Source organism: Phytohabitans kaempferiae (genome assembly GCF_042433955.1).
In the GTDB taxonomy this organism is placed as follows: Bacteria; Actinomycetota; Actinomycetes; order Mycobacteriales; family Micromonosporaceae; genus Phytohabitans; species Phytohabitans kaempferiae.
In genome coordinates, this window is sequence record NZ_JBHLUH010000103.1 from 18211 (window position 1) to 35766 (window position 17556).

16 protein-coding genes are annotated in these 17556 nt (G+C 74.0%); 9 read left to right on the forward strand and 7 right to left on the reverse strand.

What is annotated here, in order from left to right:
- Positions 1 to 31 precede the first annotated feature (31 nt).
- The 4 genes from ACFFIA_RS41710 (at position 32) to ACFFIA_RS41725 (ending at position 4241) form a co-directional block, all read left to right on the forward strand.
- Positions 32 to 589: a protein-tyrosine phosphatase family protein gene (locus ACFFIA_RS41710; protein ID WP_377262569.1), complete on the forward strand. Its 558-nt coding sequence runs from the start codon at positions 32 to 34 to the stop codon at positions 587 to 589.
- A gap of 4 nt (positions 590 to 593) precedes the next feature.
- Positions 594 to 947, forward strand: a complete 354-nt coding sequence (locus ACFFIA_RS41715) for a PIN domain-containing protein (protein ID WP_377262571.1) — start codon at positions 594 to 596, stop codon at positions 945 to 947.
- Positions 948 to 2189: 1242 nt separating this feature from the next.
- Positions 2190 to 3380 (forward strand): MFS transporter, encoded by a 1191-nt coding sequence (locus tag ACFFIA_RS41720; RefSeq protein ID WP_377262573.1) that lies wholly within the window; start codon positions 2190 to 2192, stop codon positions 3378 to 3380.
- A 69-nt stretch (positions 3381 to 3449) separates the two neighbouring features.
- Complete coding sequence (locus tag ACFFIA_RS41725; protein ID WP_377262574.1) at positions 3450 to 4241, forward strand: maleylpyruvate isomerase N-terminal domain-containing protein; 792 nt, start codon at positions 3450 to 3452, stop codon at positions 4239 to 4241.
- 38 nt (positions 4242 to 4279) lie between these two features.
- Here the strand turns inward: ACFFIA_RS41725 and ACFFIA_RS41730 are convergent, their stop codons facing one another.
- From ACFFIA_RS41730 to ACFFIA_RS41740, 3 genes are all read right to left on the reverse strand, one after another.
- Positions 4280 to 4459, reverse strand: coding sequence for a hypothetical protein (locus ACFFIA_RS41730; protein WP_377262576.1), 180 nt, complete (start codon positions 4457 to 4459; stop codon positions 4280 to 4282).
- 171 nt (positions 4460 to 4630) lie between these two features.
- Positions 4631 to 5923, reverse strand: coding sequence for an exo-beta-N-acetylmuramidase NamZ family protein (locus ACFFIA_RS41735; protein ID WP_377262578.1), 1293 nt, complete (start codon positions 5921 to 5923; stop codon positions 4631 to 4633).
- A 10-nt stretch (positions 5924 to 5933) separates the two neighbouring features.
- A complete protein-coding gene (locus tag ACFFIA_RS41740) occupies positions 5934 to 7688 on the reverse strand; it encodes a glycoside hydrolase family 3 protein (RefSeq protein ID WP_377262580.1) in 1755 nt (584 codons plus the stop codon).
- A gap of 87 nt (positions 7689 to 7775) precedes the next feature.
- Here ACFFIA_RS41740 and ACFFIA_RS41745 point away from each other — a divergent pair, with 87 nt between their 5' ends.
- Positions 7776 to 9545 carry a serine hydrolase domain-containing protein gene (locus tag ACFFIA_RS41745; RefSeq protein WP_377262583.1) on the forward strand — a complete coding sequence of 590 codons (1770 nt, stop codon included), beginning with the start codon at positions 7776 to 7778 and terminating at the stop codon, positions 9543 to 9545.
- 31 nt (positions 9546 to 9576) lie between these two features.
- Here the strand turns inward: ACFFIA_RS41745 and ACFFIA_RS41750 are convergent, their stop codons facing one another.
- Positions 9577 to 10137, reverse strand: a complete 561-nt coding sequence (locus tag ACFFIA_RS41750; RefSeq protein ID WP_377262586.1) for an SRPBCC domain-containing protein — start codon at positions 10135 to 10137, stop codon at positions 9577 to 9579.
- A complete protein-coding gene (locus tag ACFFIA_RS41755; protein ID WP_377262588.1) occupies positions 10134 to 10445 on the reverse strand; it encodes an ArsR/SmtB family transcription factor in 312 nt (103 codons plus the stop codon). The genes ACFFIA_RS41750 and ACFFIA_RS41755 overlap by 4 nt, the downstream gene beginning before the upstream one ends.
- Before the next feature lie 55 nt (positions 10446 to 10500).
- Here ACFFIA_RS41755 and ACFFIA_RS41760 point away from each other — a divergent pair, with 55 nt between their 5' ends.
- The 3 genes from ACFFIA_RS41760 to ACFFIA_RS41770 all read left to right on the forward strand — a co-directional run bounded on the left by ACFFIA_RS41760 (position 10501) and on the right by ACFFIA_RS41770 (position 13999).
- On the forward strand, positions 10501 to 10941 hold the full coding sequence (locus tag ACFFIA_RS41760; RefSeq protein ID WP_377262590.1) for a VOC family protein: 441 nt from the start codon (positions 10501 to 10503) through the stop codon (positions 10939 to 10941).
- A 101-nt stretch (positions 10942 to 11042) separates the two neighbouring features.
- Positions 11043 to 11945, forward strand: a complete 903-nt coding sequence (locus ACFFIA_RS41765; protein WP_377262592.1) for a CE1 family esterase — start codon at positions 11043 to 11045, stop codon at positions 11943 to 11945.
- A 68-nt stretch (positions 11946 to 12013) separates the two neighbouring features.
- Positions 12014 to 13999, forward strand: a complete 1986-nt coding sequence (locus ACFFIA_RS41770; protein ID WP_377262604.1) for a TPM domain-containing protein — start codon at positions 12014 to 12016, stop codon at positions 13997 to 13999.
- Between the two features lie 91 nt (positions 14000 to 14090).
- On the opposite strand, the gene ACFFIA_RS41775 is transcribed toward ACFFIA_RS41770, so the two are convergent.
- The gene (locus ACFFIA_RS41775) at positions 14091 to 15053 is read right to left on the reverse strand and encodes a YhfZ family protein (RefSeq protein ID WP_377262595.1); all 963 of its coding nucleotides are present in this window, start codon (positions 15051 to 15053) and stop codon (positions 14091 to 14093) included.
- Between the two features lie 67 nt (positions 15054 to 15120).
- Positions 15121 to 16548, reverse strand: coding sequence for an FAD-binding oxidoreductase (locus ACFFIA_RS41780; RefSeq protein ID WP_377262598.1), 1428 nt, complete (start codon positions 16546 to 16548; stop codon positions 15121 to 15123).
- A gap of 197 nt (positions 16549 to 16745) precedes the next feature.
- On the opposite strand from ACFFIA_RS41780, the gene ACFFIA_RS41785 reads away from it, so the two are divergent.
- Entirely contained in the window at positions 16746 to 17507 is a 762-nt protein-coding gene (locus ACFFIA_RS41785) for an ATP-binding cassette domain-containing protein (RefSeq protein WP_377262601.1), read from the forward strand.
- Positions 17508 to 17556: the final 49 nt, after the last annotated feature.

Consider the following 17556-nt stretch of genomic DNA (forward strand, 5'->3'; position numbering starts at 1 on the left):
AGAGCCGGCCCGCTCGGCCTACGCTCGGAGGATGACGACGTGGCGGCAGCGGTACTACCGGTACAGCACGCGGCTGTACCGGCCGGACCGGCACGTCGTCCCGCTGAGCTGGATCGGCGAGGAGCGCATCGCGGTCGGCAACCTGCCGCTCGCCACCGACCTCCGCGACCTGCCCGCGCGGGGCGTCACGCACGTGCTCAACTGCCGGTCGCGGGCGCAGATCTGGCTCTCCCAGGACCTGGCCGTCGAGCGCGCGGTCTTCGGGCCAGGACGGGTCGTGCACGTGCCGCTGATCGACCTCGGCCAGCCCCAGCACCCCCGGCTCTGGTCCGCCGCCGCGCACTTCGCCGCCGGCGTGCTGACCGACGACCCGCACGCCCGCCTGCTGATCCACTGCCACCAGGGGCGCCGCCGATCGGTCATGATGGCGTACGCGGTGTTGCGGCTGCGCGGGCACACCGCCGACGCCGCCATCGACCTCATCTCACGCCACCGCGCCGAGGCGGTCATCGTCGAGGCGTACGCCCAGAGTGTCGAGGCGTGGCTGGCGGCCGGCGGCACCCCGATCGGCCTGCCACTCGTACGGTGACCGGATGGAGGCGCGAGACCCGATGGGCGACACCGACCCACACATCCACGTCGAGCGGGGCGTGCTGCGGGCGAGCGCGGCCGTGCGCGAGGTGCTCGCGTCGTCGTTCGGCCTCGTGGGCGACGCGCCGACCGTCGTCACGACCGGCTGCGGCCGCCAGGTGCCGTTCGCGATGACCTCGGGCCGCCCGGAGAGCGTCACCTGCCTCGCCTGCCGCGAGCACGGGCACCGCGAGCACGAGCGCTTCGCCGACGAGGTCGAGCGCCTGAGCCGGATGCCCGGCATCACCATCGACCGCGACGACGCGGCCGAAGCGGCCCGCCGGCACCGCGACCTGGCCAAGCGGTTCGCCGCCTAACGCGGCGTCCACCGGCCTTCGACCGCCGATCACCTGGCCCGGCGAAGGCGATGACCGGTCGCAAACCACTGTGGACAGATCCACAAACCGCTACCGGAAGATCGTTCTGGGCTGCCGCGATGCCCGTCGTGGTCCAGACCGCCGCTCCCGCGGCCTCGCCCTCCGCGGTTTCGGAGTCAGGGCCTCGGGTCCGTCCACGATGACCCCCGCGCGAGCGGCCACTTTCAAATCGGTTCATCCCGTTCGGCGGTCTCCGGGAACAGGGCCACGCTCGACGCGCACCTGGAGAGATTTCGGTGTGGGGGTGGTCGTGTGGCTGGGCTGCGTTCGGACCCGGTGTGGTGTGTCGGAGACGCTGTCGAGCTGGGCGCGCCGGTGCGCCCAACCCCCGGGACGGTCGCCGGATGCGCGGCTCGTGGCGTGGATGCCCGGTCCGGTGGGTCAGCCGTGCCGGACCTCGGCGAGGTGTGTGTGGGCGTTGTCGGGGACATAGCCCTTTCAAACCGGCCGCAAAGGGCTGTGTCCCTGACATAGCCGCTTGTGAAGTGACCAGGCCCGGCGGCGGCGTGGCGACAGGGGCCGGTGTGGACGCGCGCTCAGCGGGGATGGGACCAGTGCGGTCCGTCCGTGGCGACTAATTGCCTCCGAGGGTGAGTTTTCGCCACGCACTCTGTGGATCTTGGTGACCGCGAGCGTCCCCGCCCCCCGAACACGCGGATACGCCTTCGACCAACAGGCCCAGCCGCGCCTACCCCGGCCCGCGGCCCAAGCGCCCCGCCGCGGGCACGACGAGAACCCACGCCACGAAGCGACACCAACCCCGACCGCGAAAGCTCTCCAGTTCCGGCGGATCGTGGTATCGAACGGCCCTCATAGGGGCAGTTCCATACCACGATCTGCTGCTGGCCCGACGCGTGCGCACACGCTGCGCGAATCCACTCAGACCTCGACCCCGAAAGCGGCCCGGGGCGTTGCGCGGAGCCGTTTTCCCGCGGGCAAACGGAGCGGAGCCAACCCCGCTCCGGCCGCCGCACGCCCGGCGGTGACCAGTTGTGTCTGGCCCTGGCTCCGCCCCGGGCGGTAGTGTCACGGCGTGATCTCGCGCTGTGCCTTCCGCCAGTGGATCACGCCTGACCTCCCGCTCTACGGCAGCGACCACGAGCGCGGCGACTTCGCGCCCTGACCGGACCGGCGCCATCCGCCCCGCCCGTCCCGTCTCTCTCGTCGCTGGAGTGTCCCGCCATGTCCCACCGCCCCGCCGGGGGCGTGCTCGCCGTGCTGCGCGCCGCCCAGGTCGCCCGCGTGCTCGCCGCCAGCACCGTCGGCCGCATACCGCTCGCCTCCTCACCGGTCGCGCTGCTGCTCTTCGCCCGCGAACGCTGGTCCATCGGCATCGCCGGGCTGCTCGTCGGCGCGTACACGATCGGGCTTGCCGCCGGCGGTCCGATGCTCGCCCGGATCGCCGACCGGTGGCGCCAGCCACCGGTGATGGCCGCGGCGGTCGCGGTCTCCACCGCCGCCTTCCTGGTGCTCGCCGCCGGTGACCCGCCGCTCGGCGCCGCGTTCCCGGCCGCGCTGCTGGCGGGCGCGGGCGCGCCGCCGTTCGAGTCCGGGCTGCGCGTGCTCTGGCGCGACCTGCTCCCCGAGGAGCAGGTGCACACCGCGTACTCGCTGGACATCGCCGCCCAGGAGCTGATCTTCATCGTCGGCCCGCTCGTGTCGGTGGTCGCGATCGGGATGGGCGGCGCGGAGGCCGGCCTGTACGCCACCGCGACGCTCCAACTGCTCGGCACCGTCTGGTTCATCAGCGCCCCGGCGGTGCGCCGGTGGCGGGGCGCGGTCGCCGAACGGCACTGGGCCGGCCCGCTCCGCTCGATCCCGCTGCGCCTGCTGCTGGTCGCGGTCGTGCTGGTCGGCGCCGGCGTGGGCGCGCTGCCGGTCGCGGTGACCCGCCTCGCCGAGGACGCTGGCGACCGCGCGTGGACCGGCTGGCTGCTCGCCGCCCAGGCGACCGGCGCGCTGATCGGCGGCCTTGTAAATACCCGCCTCAAGCTCCCCGAGCGGCACGCGCCGTGGATCGCCGCCGGGCTCGCGGCAGGCTACCTGCCGCTGGTACTGGCGCCGGCGCCGCCGCTGATGCTTCCCCTCGTCGTGCTGAGCGGGCTGGCGCTGCCGGCGCTGCTCACCGCCACGTTCGTGACGGTGGACCGGGTCGCGCCGGCCGGTACGGCGGCGGAGGCGTTCGCCTGGGTCGCGACGGCGTTCACCAGCGGCGCCGCCCTGGGCGCGGCCCTCAACGGCGCCATCCTCGACCGCACGCCGGGCGTGACCGCGGGCTTCGTGCTGGCCCCGGTCACGATCGCGGCGAGCGTGCTCCTCTACCGCCTGCTCGCCCGCCACCTCACGGCGCCCGCACTCGGCGGGCGGGGCTAGGCTTCGCGACAGCCCCCTGATGGCGGCGCCGGGCACGGGCCCGCCGCCCACCGAGCGATGTGGAGAACGATGAGCGCTGCCGACCCGGTGATCGCCGTACTGCGTACCGGACACGACGACCTCGCCGGGCTGGTCTCCGGGCTCAGCGACGACGAGCTGGCCGGGCCGTCGGGCGCGGCGGAGTGGGACATCTCGCAGGTGCTCAGCCACCTCGGCAGCGGCGCCGTGATCGGGCGGGCCACGCTCCAGGCCGCCCTCGACGGCGAGCCCAACCCTGGCCACGAGTTCAACCTCACCACCTGGGACAAGTGGAACGCGATGAGCCGCCGCGAGCGGGCCGAAGGCTTCCTCCAGGCGGACGAGAGCCTCACCGCGCTCTACGAGTCGCTCGACGCCGACACGCGGGAGAGGCTCCGCATCGACGTCGGCTTCCTGCCGGCGCCGGTCGACGTCGCGACCGCGGCGCGGATGCGCCTCAGCGAGCTGGCGCTGCACGTGTGGGACGTGCGGGTCGGCTTCGACGAGCACGCCACGATGGCGGCGGACGCGACGGCCATCCTGCTGCACACGGCACCGGGCATGCTCGCCTGGGCCGGCAAGGCGGATCCGCTCGACGGGCGGCGGCTGGTCCTCCAGGTGACGACCACCGACCCGGCGTCGGTATTCGCGCTGCGGCTGGAGGCGCCGATCAGCGTCGACGCCGTGGTGCCGGAGACCACCGACGGCACGCTGACCCTGCCCGCCGAGGCGTGGCTGCGGCTGGTCGCCGGCCGGCTCGGCCCCCGGTACACCCCGGATGCCGTCGTCGCGACCGGCGCCGCCGACCTCGACCTGCTGCGCCGCGTCTTCCCCGGCTACTGAGGCGGACGTCCCCGGCCGGCGCGGCGGTGTGGACGGCGTCAGAAGGGCGTGGTCGGGTTCTCCCGGTCGATCTCGGACATGGCGGCGCCGGTCCACGCCCCGTAGTCGCCGTCCTTGTGCCGGATGTACCGCGTCCACCGCCCGCCGTCGATGAGCCCCCCGGCACGGGCCACGACCGGCATCATCGCCACGAGCGCGGCGTCACCGTAAAGGGCCACGGCGATGCCGACCCGCTCCGGCGCCCACGTCCCCAGCCGCGCGCCTCGCCGGACTCCAGCTCGGTGGCGATCTCGGCGTGACTCTCCCGCAGCCGCCGCAGCGCCCGCGCGCCGGCGACGCCGCAGGCCCTGGTTCCCGGAGGACGCGGCCGCCGCCGTGCCGCGCGGGCGTCAGCGGGGGTAGAGGAGGTATCGGCGGCGGCGGGCGTTGAAGGCGGCCAGCTCGCCGCGCCAGGCGCCCACCACCTCGTCCACGCCGGCGCCGGCGTCGATCATCGTGCGGAGCCTCGGAGAGCCGGTCAGCTTGTCGATCCAGTACGGGCGCTGCGGGTCCCAGGTGTCGGCGCGCCAGGCGAACGAAGGGTACCGCCGCGCCTCGACGAGCATCGCCACGCCGGCACGCACCGGGTCGAAGGCGCGCTGGTCGGTGACCTTGACCTCGACGCCGGCGCAGAGCGTGTTGGCGAACTTGTTGAACGTGGGCGTGAAGTACGCCTCCCGGAAAGCCACGCCGGGCAGCCCGAGCGCGTTGAGCCGGTCGCTCCAGTGGTGGTCGAGCCCGGGGCCGCCGACCAGCTCGAAGGGGCGCGTGGTGCCGCGGCCCTCCGATATGGACGCCACGCCCTCGAACATGCACGTGCCCGGGTACACCAGCGCGGTCTCCGGCGTGGGCATGTTGGGGCTGGGCAGGACCCACGGCAGGTCGGTGTCGCCGGCCATCAGGTGGCCGGTCCAGCCTCGGCAGGCGACCACCTCCAGGCGCACCGAGGCGCCCGCCTCGGCGGGGAGGAACTCGCCGTTGTAGAAGCGGGCCAGCTCGCCTACCGTCATGCCGTGCTGCTGCACGATCTCCTTCTTGCCCACGCCCGAGGTGTAGCCGGCGGTCATCATCGGGCCGTACGCCGTACCCCCGATGGGGTTGGGCCGGTCGAGCACGACGAAGCGGAGGCCGGCGCGGGCGGCGGCGACCATGGCGTCGTAGAGCGTCCAGATGTACGTGTAGAAGCGGGCGCCGGCGTCCTGGATGTCGAAGACGACCGTGTCGACGGCGGCGGTGGCGTAGAGCTGCTCCCACTTGGCCTGGCTGGCGCCGTACGCGTCGTAGACGGTCAGCCCGGTGCGCGCGTCGACGCCGGTGCCCTCGCTGCCGCCCGCCTGCGCCGAGCCGCGGAAGCCGTGCTCCGGGCCGAAGACGCCGGCGATGTCGACCCGCCCGCTGGCGTGCATGAGGTCGACGAGGTGGTGGTAGCGCCGGTCGACGCCGGTGGGGTTGGAGATGACGCCGACCCGCTGGCCGTCCAGTGTGGACCAGCGTCCCTCCGCCAGCCGGTCGAGGCCGGTGCGCACCGGGATCCGGGGCAGCAGGCCGGGCTTGGCGGCCGCCGGCGTGGCCGCCGCCAGAGCACCGCCGGCGCCGAGGGAGGCGGCGCCGAGCGAGCCGGCCAGGAGGTGACGTCGTCGCATGTGGAGCCTCCTACCAGGACAGTCCGTGGCCGTATGGATAGTGCGCGGTGGACGGGTCGGCGGCGGCCGGCACCTCGACCGGGAGTCGGCCGCGGGGAGACCGCTCGCCGGTGAGCACCTTGGCGAGCGCGGCCATCGCGGCCGGCACGTTGCTGAACGTGGCGAGCTGCGCCGGCACCTCGGGCAGGTGCGCCAGCTCGTACGGGTCGCGCACGGCCACGACCACGACCGGCTTGCCGGTGGCCGCGAGCGCGCGCACCAGCCGCAGCTGGCGGGCGGCCGCGTCGGCGAGCGCGTTGCTGGTCTGCACCACCACCAGGTCGTGGCCCGCCGCGGCGGCGACGGCCTGGGCGATCACCGCGTCGCTCGGCTGCCCCGTGGGGAGCGCGGTGGCCCGGGCGCCGCGCTCGGCGAGGCGGGCGGCGAGCGTGCCGACGTTGTCGAAGGTGGCCGAGTTCCAGCCGGTGACCAGCACGCCCGTGCCGGCGACGGAGAGCGGCAGCAGCCGACCGTCGTTGCGGAGCGCGGTGACCGTACGGTCGGTCACCGACTCCAGCGCCCGCCGGTGGACCGGGCTGCCGACGGTGCGCTCGGCGGCGGCGACGTCGACCGGCTTCGCGGTGAGGATGCCCCGCTTGTGCTTGAGCGCCAGGATCCGCCGCACCGACTTGTCGATCCGCGCCTCGGTCAGCTCGCCGTCGCGCACCGCGGCCAGCACCGCGTTGTAGGCCAGGTCGAGGTCTGGCGGCATGAGCAGCTGGTCGGCGCCGGCCTTGAGGGCGAGCACGGGCACGCGCTCGTCGCCGTACTTCTGGCGTACCCCGGCCATGGTCAGCGCGTCGGTGACGACGACGCCGTCGAAGCCGAGCTCGCCGCGGAGGAGTCCGGTGAGGATCGGCGCGGAGAGCGTGGCCGGGTCGCCGGAGGGGTCGAGGGCCGGTACGACGATGTGGGCGGTCATGATGGTGTCGACGCCGGCGGCGATGGCCGCCCGGAAGGGCGGCGCGTCGAGGCGCGACCACTCCGCGCGCGTGTGGTTGATGACCGGCAGCCCGGTGTGGCTGTCGGTGTCGGTGTCGCCGTGCCCCGGGAAGTGCTTGGCCGCCGCGGAGGTGCCGGCGCCCTGCTGGAAGCCGACCACCTGGGCGGCCGTCATCGCCGCCGCGAGCGCCGGCTCGCTGCCGAACGACCGCACGCCGATCACCGGGTTGGCCGGGTTGACGTTGACGTCGGCGACCGGCGCCCAGTCCTGGTTGACGCCGACCGCGCGCAGCTCGCGCCCGGTGACCTCGGCGGCCCGGTAGGCGTCGGGCAGGCTCCGCCCCGCGCCGAGCGCCATCGCGCCGGGGAAGAGCGTCGCCGGCGGCGGCATCCGCACGACGACGCCCTGCTCCTGGTCGGTGGAGATGAGCAGTGGCGTGCCGGCCGCCGCCTGGAGCCCGTTGGAGAGCGTGGCGATCTGCGCGGGCGCGCCGAGGTTGTGCGACCAGGTGAAGTAGACGACGCCGCCGAGGTGGTACTTCGCGACGACCTCGGCCGGCGTGTCGACCCCGTACGCCGCGCGGTTGAGCGCCGCGTCGGCGGGATCGGGCGCGGTGGCGTGGGCGCCGTAGGCGTACGTGGCGAAGAGCTGGCCGACCTTCTGCTCCAGGGTCATCCGCGCGAGCAGGCGCCCCACCGGGTCACGGCCGGCGCTCGCGGGCGCCGGCGGGGCCACCAGGGCGCCGAGCAGCAGCGCGACGACGATCGCGCGAATACGTCGCATCCTGGCAACGTAGTCCCATCCCTCGATGCATGGCAAGAACTTCCCTGGTACTTGAAGTAGACGAAAATTAGTTCCATGCTGGGTCGCATGTGGAGGAGAGCGCTGGTACTCGTGCCCGTCACCGCCCTGGCGATCGGCGCCGCCGACCCGGCCGCCGCCGCGCCCCCGGCGCCCGGTGCCCCGCCGTCCGTGACCCCGGCGGACATCCGGTTCGCCCGCGACACGCTCCGCCCGGGGCCGCCCGAGCGGGCCGGTCTCTCCCCCGAGCCGATCGCGCGCATGGTCACCGACGCGGCCGCCTACCTGGTGCCGACGCCCGACCATCCGACCTGGCCCACGTACGCCGGCGCGGTCGTGCTCGCCGCCAAGGACGGCGTGATCGTGCGGCACGCGGCGGTCGGCGACGCGGTGCGCTACCGCGCGGTCGGCGCGCCGCCGGAGCGGCCCGGCGAGGAGTTGCCGCCGGACGAGCGGATCCCGATGCGCGAGGACACCATCTTCGACCTCGCCTCGATCTCCAAGCTCTTCACCACCGTCGTGGTCATGCGCCAGGTCGAGGCGGGGCGGGTCGAGTTGGACGCGCCGGTCGCCCGGTACCTGCCCGAGTTCGCGGCCGGCGGCAAGGCCGACGTGACCGTGCGCATGCTGCTGACCCACACCTCGGGACTGCCCGCGTTCCTTCCACTGTGGAGCGCTCACCCCACGCCGGAGGCCCGGCTCGCCGCCGCGCTCGCCGCGCCGCTCGCCACCGGCGCCACGCCCGGCGGCCAGTACGTCTACTCCGACCTCGGCCTCATCGCCCTCGGCGCGCTCGTGCACCGGCTCACCGGCCAGCCGCTCGACGCGCTCGTCCGCGACCAGGTCACCGGCCCGCTCGGCATGCGCGACACCGGCTACAACCCGCCGGCGGAGAAGCGCGGCCGGATCGCGGCGACCGAGTTCCAGCCCTACGCCGGGCGCGGCATGGTCTGGGGCGAGGTGCACGACGAGAACGCCTGGGCGCTCGGCGGCGTCGCGGGCCACGCGGGTCTCTTCTCCACCGCCGCCGACCTGGCGATCTTCTGCCAGATGCTGCTCAACGGCGGGCAGTACCGGGGCAGGCGCGTCCTGCGCGAGGCCACCGTGCGGGAGATGCTGGTCAACCAGAACGCCGCGCTAGAGAGCGCCTACCCGGAGAGCGACCGCGGCCTCGGCCTGGAGCTAGACAAGCACTGGTACATGGGGCCGCTCGCCTCGCCGGTCACCTTCGGGCACACCGGCTTCACCGGCACCTCGATCGTGGTCGACCCGCTCTCCCACTCGTTCGTGATCCTGCTCAGCAACCGCGTGCACCCCGACCGCGCCTGGGGCGGCAACAACCCCGCCCGCCGCGCCGTGGTCCGCGACTTCGGCGAGGCGATGCCCGTGCCCCCGCCGTCGCGCGCCGCCTGGCGCGCCACACCTCCGGACGCGGCCACCGCCACCCTCACCGCGCCGCTGCGCGCGCCGGCCTCCGCCGGGCGACTCTCCTTCACGCTCTGGTACGACACCGAACCTCGCTACGACACCGTCCACGTTGAATCCACGGTGGACGGTGTCGCGTGGTCCCCGCTCCCCCTGACCCTCCGCCGCGGCGGCCACTCCTGGTCGGCACCGGGCACGGTCACCGGCTACGGCGCCCGCGCCTGGTGGCACGTCACCGCCCGCCTGCCCGAGGGCACGACCGCGGTCCGCTGGGCGTACCGGACCGACGGCTCCGCCCAGGGCCGAGGCGTGTACGTCGACCGCATCCACGCCACCGGCCGCGGCGGCCTCCTCTTCGCCGGCGAGGGCCGGGACGCACCCCGCCTGATCGCCGACCGCTGGGCCGAGGTCTGAGACGGCACCACCGTCGGACGGCTTTGTCTTGTTAGATCCCGGTCCGGCTTTGCGGGGCAGTGAGCGTGTTCTGGTAGCGCTCGATCAGTTCCTGGCATCCGTAGGCCCAGGCACGCTCTCCGACCACCCGTTCGCGATCGACCCCGTCTTCGTCGGCTGCGAGGCGGCCGAGGCATACCTGCCAGCCGGCCGCGTACAAGGTTGCCCGAGTGTGCTCGTCGAGCGTCTGGCGCAGTTCGAGGGTGGCTCCGCCCTCGGTCCGGGTGATCGTCCAGTCCAGGATTTCGCGACCCCAGCGGTGCACGAGTTTCCGGGGCGCGTCCGCGATGAGGACTTCGGCATCGAGCGGGTCGTCGTCGGGATGCTCCCGGCAGGTCGCAGGCCCCGGCTCGTTGAGCGTGCGGTCGGGGACGACGGGTGACCAGCGCGCGAGGCGCTCCGGTTCGGTGATCATCCGCCACAGCCTCTCGGGCGGATGGGGAAATCGGCGGCGCATGACGAGCGTCCAGTCCGGCTCGTCGTGCAGGAGCAGCACCTCGATGGGCGAGTGGATCTGCGCGGCGATGACCTCGTCGCGTGGGTTGTCCGTCATGGCCGCTGACCCTCGTCGTCCAGTGCCTGGGCCAGTCGATCGAAGCTCGCGGCCCACCGATCCACGAAGGGCTGGACCCATGCGATCACATCCGGGAGAGGCTGCTCGGTCAGCCGGTACACCCGGCGCTTGCCTACGACTTGCGCCTCGACCACGCCGGCCTCGCGCAGAACCCGTAAGTGCTTGGACACCAGGGACTGCGATATGCCCAGACCGCGCACGAGCGCCCCCACGTCATGCTCCCCCACGCGGAGCCGATCCACGATCGACCGCCGGGTCGGCTCGGCGATCACGGTGAAGCCGTCCATCCATCAAGTATGACTCATAATTCATATGAACGGCAAGTCATGCTATCGTTCCGGCATGCGACCCACAGCCACCGTCGTCTCCCTGCCGGTCAACGATCTGGATCGTTCGCTGCGCTTCTACCGCGACGGACTCGGCCTGTCCACGCCCGGCATCGACGAATACATGATCGCCTTCGAGCTGCCGAACCTGTCGCTCTTCCTGATCGAGAGCAGTCAGTATCAGACCTACCTCGACCGCGCCGGCGTCGCCCGTTCCACGGCAACCGCAGGCGCCTGCATCCTCTCGTGCGCGATCGCCACGAAAACCGAGGTCGATGAGATCATCTCGCGCGCGGGCGAAGCCGGGGGGACAGCGCGAGCCGCGATCGAGGACGACGGCTCATACACCGGATACATCCGCGACCCTGATGGGCATGTCTGGGAGTTGGTTTGCAACGACCGCACCGCACGGGCCGCGGCGCGAAGCCCGGTGACGAAGGGGAGGCGCCACACATAGCGCTTGGACCACGTGAAGCGCGCCCTCGCGAAGATCGGCGCCCGCGACCGGTGTCCTCGTGTATCGAGCAGGGCTGATGCCACCCGGCGCGGGGTGAGACGATGTCCGATGTGGATACGACCCGGTGGCGGCGGAGGCTGATCGCCGCCCTGACACTCCCCCTGCTGGCCGCCTGCACCGCCAGCCCCGAGCCCGCCAGTGGGCTGGTCACGCTCGACCTCGACGACCGGCCGTTCCAGCTGCACGTCCCGGAGGCGTACGACGCGGGCACCAGGGCACCGCTGGTGGTGCTGCTGCACGGCTACACGTCGCACGCCGAGGAGGCGGCCGACTACTTCGGCCTCACCGCCGAGGCCGACCGCCGCGGCTTCCTCGTCGCCATGCCCGAGGGCACCGAAAACCGCGAGGGGCACCAGTTCTGGAACGCGACGCCGGCCTGCTGCGACTTCCACGGCTCCGGGGTCGACGACTCGGGCTACCTGAGCCGGCTGATCGACCGGGTCGCCTCCGCGTACGCGGTCGACCCCGCGCGCGTCTACTTCGTCGGCCACTCCAACGGCGGCTTCATGGCGCTCCGCATGGCCTGCGACCACGCCGGCAAGGTCACCGCGGTCGTCTCGCTGGCCGGCGCGGCGACCGACCACGCGGCCGGCTGCGCGCCGTCCCGGCCGGTGAGCGTGCTCCAGATCCACGGCACCGCCGACCGGACGATCCTCTTCGACGGACACGCCGGCCGCTACCCGTCCGCCCCCGACACGGTCGCCCTCTGGCGCCGCCTCGACGGCTGCGCCGACCAGCCGGACACGTCCGCGGCACCGCTCGACCTCGACTCCGGGCTGGCCGGCGCGGAGACCACGGTCCTGGGCTACCAGGCCGGCTGCGGCGCGGGGAGCCGGGTCGAGCTGTGGACGATCGAGGAGGGCGGCCACATCCCGGCGCCGACCGGCGCCTTCCCCACCGCGGTCGCCGACTTCCTGCTCGCCCGCGTCGCCCCGGCGAGGTGACCGAGGTGAGATGGCGGCCGGTCCCCGCTGATCGGGGCCCGGCCCCGTAGCCTGGTCGGGTGTTGTTGATGTCACGCCCGGCCCGGTGGCCGCTCACGATCGTCCTGGCGGTGCTGGCCGGTGTTCTCGCCGCGCCGGTGGCGGCCCACGCGGACCGCCCGATGCGCCTGGACGAGCAGATCACCGACGAGGTGCGCGCGCTGGACGGGCGCCGGGGCGAGGTGACGTCCGCGCTCGACCGGCTGCGCACGGAGAGCCGGCTCCAGCTCTTCGTGGTCTACGTCCACTCGTTCGACGGCACGCCCGCGCAGGATTGGGCCGACGAGACGGCGACCCGCAGCGACCTGGGCAACCGCGACGCGATCCTGGCGGTGGCGACCGGCGACCGGGCGTACGCGTACGCCTTCGACCCCGCCTTCCCGCTCACCGACGCCCAGCTCGACGACGTCGCCGCGGTCGCGATCGAGCCGGCACTGTCCGCCAACGACTGGGCCGGCGCCGCGGTCGCCGCCGCCAACGGCTACCGCGCGGTCCTCGCCGGGCAGCCGGTGCCCACGCCCGAGATCAAGCCGGGCGAGGACAACCCCAGCGGCGGCGGCGGAAACGCCGGCTGGCTGGTCGGCGGGGCGGTATGCCTCGCGGTCGTCGTGGCCGCCATCGCCCTGGTGGTGTGGCTGTGGCGGCGTCGCCGGGCCGCGCCGCCCGCCGTGCCGGCCGGGCCGAGCACCGCCGAGCTGACCGACCGGGCCAACGCGCTGCTGGTCGAGCTCGACAACGACCTGCGCGCCAGCGAGCAGGAGCTGGCCCTGGCCACCGGCCGGTACGGCGCCGAGGCGACCGCCACGTACACGGCGGCGCTGGAGACCGCGCGCCAGGACGTCGCCGAGGCGTTCCGGCTGCGGATGACGCTCGACGAGACGCCGGGGCCGGACGAGGCGACCCGCCGGGGCACGCTGGAGGAGATCATCCGGCGCTGCGAGGCGGCGGACAGCGCGCTGGACGCGGAGTCCGAGGCGTTCGACGCGCTGCGCGGCATCGAGGCGCGGGTCGAGGCGGAGGTGGCCGAGCTGGCCGGGCAGCGGGACGCGATCGAGGCGCGGATCCCGCCGGCGGTCGCGGCGCTCGACGCGGTGCGCGCGGTGTACGTGGGGCCGGTCGCCACCGGCGTCGCCACCAACGTCGACCAGGCGCGGGAGCGGCTCGCGTTCGCCGGCGTGGAGGCGGAGGAGGCGGCCGAGGCGGTGGCCGCCGGCGAGCGCCCGCGGGCCGCGCTGGCCGTACGCGCGGCGGAGGAGGCGCTCGGCCAGGCCGAGACGCTGCTCGACGCGATCGAGCGGGCTCGCACCGACCTCGACGCCGCCCGGGCCGCGATCGGCGCGCTGGTGTCCGAGGTGGAGTCCGACCTCGCCACCGCGCGGGCCGCGCAGGCCGACCGCGGTGGGCAGGCGGCCGCGGCGCCGCTGGCCGCCGCGATCACACAGGCGGAGCAGACCCTCACCGAGGTACGGGCGGCGGCCGCCGGCCCGACCATGGACCCGCTCTCGGCCGTACCCCGGCTGGAGGAGGCGGACGCGGCGCTGGACCGGGCGATCGCGGAGTACCGCGACGCGGGTGAGCGGGCCGCGCGGGCCCGGGCGATGCTCGACCACGCGTTGATGTCGGCGCGGGCCGAGGTATCGGCGGCCGGCGACTTCATCGCGACCCGGCGCGGCGCGGTCTCCAGCGAGCCGCGGGCCTGGCTGGCGCAGGCCCAGCAGCACCTGGCCCGGGCCGAGGCGATGGCCGCGGCCGACCCGGCGAACGCGCTGGCCGAGGCGCAGCGGGCCGGCCAGCTCGCCGCGCAGGCCGGACGCGCGGCACAGTCCAACGTGGACCACTGGGCGCCGCCCGGCGGTGGCGGTGCCGACCTGCTGATGGGCGTGCTGCTCGGCGGCATCCTCTCCGGCGGCGGTGTCGGCCGCCCGCGTGCCGGCCGCGGTGGTGGCGGCTTCCGCGGCGGCGGCTTCGGGGGCAGCCGCAGCCGGGCCCGGCGCACCGGCGGCGGCCGCTTCTGAGCCGCCGCCGCGTGCGGATGACCTCCGCCTCCTGATCCGCCGCGCGGGCCACGCGCGGATGGCCGCCGGCCCGCCACGCCTGGGATACGGGTCAGCGCAGGCGCAGCGAGCCGATGAAGCCGTCGGTGGCGGCCATCTTCAGCAGGCGACTCTGCGCGGTGGTGACGTCGGCCGCGCGCACGTGCCGCAGCAGCGCGTTGGGGCCCGGCTCGATGGCGCGGGTGACGATGACCGCCGGCGAGATCTCCCGCACCACGTCGAGCGCGGGCGGGCTGGAGACCGGCCGCAGGCGCAGGCCGGCCAGCTCGGGCGGGATGACGGTGGGCATCGAGTGCCACACGGCCGCGTCGACCTCGCCGGCGAGCACGGCCGCGGGCGCGACGACGAACGGGCACTCGACGTACTCGACCGGCGCGCCGGCGAACTCGGCCTCGCTGAGCTTCTGGTGGTCGTACGAGGAGTGGTCGATGCCGACCCGCAGCGGCTGCCGGGGCGGGCGGGAGGCGTGCTCGACCACGACGAGCGAGCCGCTGGAGTAGAACGTGGACGGTCCGAGGTGGACGCCGGTCAGTCCGGGGAAGCTCTCCCGGTGCTGGGCCAGCGCGCCGGCCGAGGTGACGGTGGCGTGCGCCCGCTCGTGGTAGACCTCCTCCAGCCGGTTGTGCGCGCCGGGGCGGTAGTCGACCACGACCGAGACGCCGAGGTCGCGCAGCGTGCCCTGGACGACGTCGAGGATCGCCTGCTGCTCCAGCGGCCCGGAGGCCGGCATGACGAGGCGGAAGTTGCCCAGCTCGGCCGCGTTCCACAGCTTGCCGACGTCACGGTCGGACACGACCGTGCCCTGGTGGCCCCGGGCGGTGAGGGTCACCGCTCCCCCGGTCTCCAGCGTGCGCAGCGCCTTGACGACCGTGCCGGTGCCCGAGCCGGTGGCGGTCTGGAACTCCTGGACGGTCGGGATGCGCTGCCCCACCTCGCGCGTGAGCAGCACGCGGGCGACGTGCGCGCGCACGTCCGGCTTGGTGAAGCCCGCCTCCTTGGCGCTCCGGACGCTCATGCCCGTCCTCGCTTCGCCGCGGGCGGGCAGGAGGCTCCAGGCGCCCCGCGCCAGATGATTCGCTCGCTCATACCGCCGGGGGCTCCGGGTCGCGGGGCTGGGCCAGGCCGAAACCGAGCTTGCCCGGGTTGAGCAGGTGGGCCGGGTCGAGGCCGGCCTTGATGCGCTCGAGCACCGGGTAGCCGCTGCCGAGTGACTGCCGCACCCACGGCTGCCGGGCCAGCCCGCCGCCGTGGTGGTGGGAGACCTCGCCCTCGTGGGCCACCACGACCTTCATCGCCCGGTCCCAGATCTCCTCCAGCCGGGCCAGCGCGGTCTTGTCGTCGTCGGCCCGGCCGAGCAGGATCACGTAGAGCGAGGAGCCCTGCTCGTACACGTGTGAGAAGTGGCCGAGCACCTCGTCGGCGAGCGGGGCGAGCTGGTCCTTGAGGTCGCGGTACATCGGGCCGATGCGGCTCCAGAAGTGGGCCACCTCGATCGTCTCGGCGTAGCCGCCGGTCTCCGCCAGCCGCCGCTCGATCGTGGAGAAGTCGTAGCGCCGGCCGAGCCAGGCGGTCACCGGTGGCGCCCCCATGCTCGTCCCTCCCAGCGCCTCGACGATGGCGGTCGCGGCGGTGTGCTCGGCGGTCGCGACGCCGGGCAGGCCCTCGTGCCCCAGGAATAGTACCGGCGACGGGACCTCCCGGCCGGGCACGGCGTGCGCGGCCTCGTCACGGTCGTAGAACCGCACCAGGAACGGACGCAGGCCGGCCTGGGTGATCTGGCGCATCGCGTCGAGCCCGGCGTCCACAGTGGGGACGGCGAACGCCTCGACGATCCGGTGCGGCGCCTCCGCGTACACCTTGAGCGTGACCTCGGTGACGACGCCGAGTGTCCCCTCGGAGCCGATGAAGATCTCCTTCAGGTCGGGCCCCATCGCCGCCCGGGGCCGCTGGCCCACCTCGGCGACCGTGCCGTCGGCGAGCACCACCTGGTAGCCGACGACGAGATCCTCGATGCCGCCGTACCGGGAGGAGAACTGGCCGGTGGCGCGCGTGGCGACCCAGCCGCCCACTGTGGAGCGGCCGAGCGACTGCGGCGAGTGGTTGAGCGTGAGCCCTCGCTCGGCGAGCCACGCCTCCAGGTCGCTGCCGCGCGTGCCGGCGGCGACCCGTACGGTCCGGTCGACCTCGTCCAGCCGCGGCTCGAAGACGTGGCCGGAGAGGTCGAGCACGACCCCGCCGCTGACCGGCAGCGGCTGCCCGGTGACCGAGGAGCCGAGGCCCCAGGCCGTCACCGGTACGCCCGCCTCGGTGGCGATCCGCAGCGTGGTGACCACGTCGGCGACGCCTCTGGCCCGCACCACGACCTCGGGCCGGTACGGGTGACGCCCGAGCCGCGCCCAGAGCGTCGCGACCGGCCACGTGTCGTGGCTGCGCGCGTCGAGGTCGGACTCCGACGTGGAAACGGCGGCTTCGCCGAGCGCGGCGCGCAGGCGGTCGGCCACAGCAGGCATGACGTGCTCCCCTCACACTGTCTCACCTCACTCAATCTTCAAAAAACTGAGTTGTCAAGTTGTGCTCCGGCCGAAACCTTGCTGGACTCCCACCCTTGACATCGCCGAAACAACGCTCCTAGTCTCGGTTCAGTAGACAGATTTCTGAATTTTGAGTTTCCAACCCGGCCCGGCTCCGGAACGAGAAGGTGGAAGCGGTGACAACACTGCTCGAGGCACGCGGGGTGACGAAGCGGTTCGGCGCGGTCGAGGCGCTGCGCGGCGCGAGCTTCGCCGTGGGTGAGGGCGAGGTCGTCGCGCTGATGGGCGACAACGGCGCCGGCAAGAGCACGCTGATCAAGACGATCTGCGGGGTGCACGCCCCGGACGAGGGCGAGATCCGGTTCGCCGGCCGCTCGATCGCCGGCATGCCGCCGAGCGCCATCCACAGCCTCGGCATCGAGACCGTCTACCAGGACCTGGCGCTCGCGCCCGACCTGGACACGGCGGCCAACCTCTTCCTCGGCCGGGAGCTGCTCGCGCCGGGCCTGCTGGGGCGCCTGGGCGTGCTGGCGAAGAAGCGGATGGCGGCCCGCGCCACGCAGGTGCTCACCGACCTGAACGTCGCGATCAAGGACCCGGCCGCGCCGGTGGCCACGCTCTCCGGCGGGCAGCAGCAGAGCGTTGCCGTCGCGCGGGCGGTCACCTGGGCCGACCGGCTCGTGATCATGGACGAGCCGACCGCGGCGCTCGGCGTACCGCAGACCCGCGCGGTGCTCGACCTCATCCGCCGGGTCCGCGACTCCGGGCGGTCGGTCGTGCTGATCAGCCACAGCCTGCCCGACGTGCTGGCGGTCGCCGACCGGATCGAGGTGCTCCGGCTCGGCCGCCGGGTCGCCCGCCTGGTCACCAAGGAGACCGACGAGGCGCAGATCGTCGGCGCGATGACCGGCGCCTGGACCCAGGAGGATGCCGCATGAGTTGCCCTGTGTCAAGCCGTAGCTTGTTGATCTTGGTTGAGGAGGCGTT